At 74.7% G+C, this 1,820-nt stretch carries 2 protein-coding genes; both read right to left on the minus strand.

Annotation, left to right across the window (positions count from 1 at the left end; genetic code table 11):
• A partial coding sequence (locus tag LCD31_RS21695; RefSeq protein ID WP_224960670.1) for a LacI family DNA-binding transcriptional regulator occupies positions 1–609 on the minus strand: 609 nt, incomplete at its 3' end.
• Between the two features lie 139 nt (positions 610–748).
• Complete coding sequence (locus tag LCD31_RS21700; protein ID WP_224960671.1) at positions 749–1,618, minus strand: SMP-30/gluconolactonase/LRE family protein; 870 nt, start codon at positions 1,616–1,618, stop codon at positions 749–751.
• Positions 1,619–1,820 lie beyond the last annotated feature (202 nt).

Consider the following 1,820-nt stretch of genomic DNA (forward strand, 5'->3'; position numbering starts at 1 on the left):
CGCGCCCGCCTGCTCGGCGAGCGCGGTGACGATGCCGAGGCGGTGCGCGTTCGACCAGGACCGCGTCGAACCCTGCACGTAGGAGAGGTGGCGGTGGCCCAGCGCGGTCAGGTAGTCCACCGCCTGCCGCAGCCCGTCGGTGGCGTCGGAGAGCACGCAGTCGACCCCGGTCGCCGCCCGGTTCACCAGCACCGCCGGGGTCCGCCCGCACAGCGCCAGCAGTTCCTCCGCGTCCAGCCGCGGCGAGCACACCACGATCCCGTCCGCGCGACCCCGCAGGTGGGCGAGCACGTCGCGCTCCCGGTCCGGGTCGAACGCGGTGTCGGCGAGCAGCACCGTCTGCGACCGGTGCCATCCCTCGGCCTGGGCGGCCTTCACGAAGGCGCCGAACACCGGGTTCGCGATGTCCGGGACGACGACGGCGACGGTGCCGCCCCGCGGGGGCGCGGGGTGGCGGGTGCGGCCCGGGTCGTAGCCGAGTTCCTGGGCGGCGGCCAGCACCTTGCGGAGGGTGTCCGCGCCGAGCCTGCCGGGTTCGCTGAACGCGCGGGAGGCGGTGGACAGGGCCACCTCCGCGTGCTTCGCGACCTCGGTGAGCGTTGCCGCCACGTCTCCTCCTCGACACCGCACGTCGCCGGTGATCGGTGCGGGTGCGAGCCATCGAACGGCATCTTGCGCAAGGTTGTCAACGAGTTGCCGAGAGCTTGCCGAGCGCCTCCCGGTGACCGACCGGGCACGTGTTGTAGTCCTATGTGGACACGTACGGCACCACCGGGAGGCCGCGCCCCGCGCCGCGGACCACGAACAGCGCCCCCGACTCCGGGTACGCGCGCAGGTCCACCTCCTGCCGGGACGTCGTGATGTACAGGTCCGCGAGGTCCGGGCCGCCGAAGGTGCAGGCCGTGACGCGCGGGACCGGCAGCTCCACCACCGCCAGCAGCGCGCCCTCCGGCGAGTAGCGGTGCACCGCTCCCCCGCCCCACAGCGCCACCCACGGGCAGCCCGCCGCGTCCACGGTCAGCCCGTCCGGCGCGCCGAGCTCCGGGGCGATCCGCACCAGCTCGCGCCGGCGGGTGAGCTCGCCGCCGCGGTAGTCGAAGGCGTCCACCCGCTGCGTCGGGGTGTCCGCGTAGTAGGCGGTCGTGCCGTCCGGGCTCCACGCCAGGCCGTTCGAGATCGTCACCCCGGCCAGCACCACCTCGACGTTCCCGGTGCCGTCCAGCCGGTGCAGCGCGCCCGCGCCCGGCGTCGCGTCGTAGGCCATCGATCCGCAGTAGAAGCGGCCGTCCGGGTCGCACCCGCCCTCGTTCATCCGCACGCCCGGGTCCGTCCACAACGGACTCAATGGCCGGACGTCGGTGAGCTCGTCGTCCGCGAACGCGAACCCGCGCTCCACGGCGAGCACCGCCCCGCCGCCGGCTCGGGGCCGCAGCGCCGCCACCACCGCTGCGACGTGCGTCCGCCGCACCGCGCCGCCCGGCAGCAGGGTGAGCACGTCGCCGGCGAGCATGTCCACCCACCGCAGCCCCGGCCAGCCGTCGTGCCACACGGGCCCTTCCCCGTGCTCCGCGCACGCGCCGGTCACCTGCTCGGCCCGGAACCGCTCGTCCCCACCCATCGCACCTCCACTTCGAAGCGAACGACCGTTCGCCACAACCGCCGGACGGGCGGACCGCCCACCCACTTCCACCCGGCCCGGCGCCGGGTGCACGGCCCGTCCGCCCACGTGGATCAGCCCTGCTCACCCGACCACCGAACCGATCCCGCCCACCTCGCGAGTGAACGGACCGTTCGACCAACTAGATGGGACGAACAGTCCG

Origin of the sequence: Saccharopolyspora sp. 6M (assembly GCF_020176775.1) — a bacterium.
Taxonomy (GTDB): domain Bacteria; phylum Actinomycetota; class Actinomycetes; order Mycobacteriales; family Pseudonocardiaceae; genus Saccharopolyspora_C; species Saccharopolyspora_C gregorii.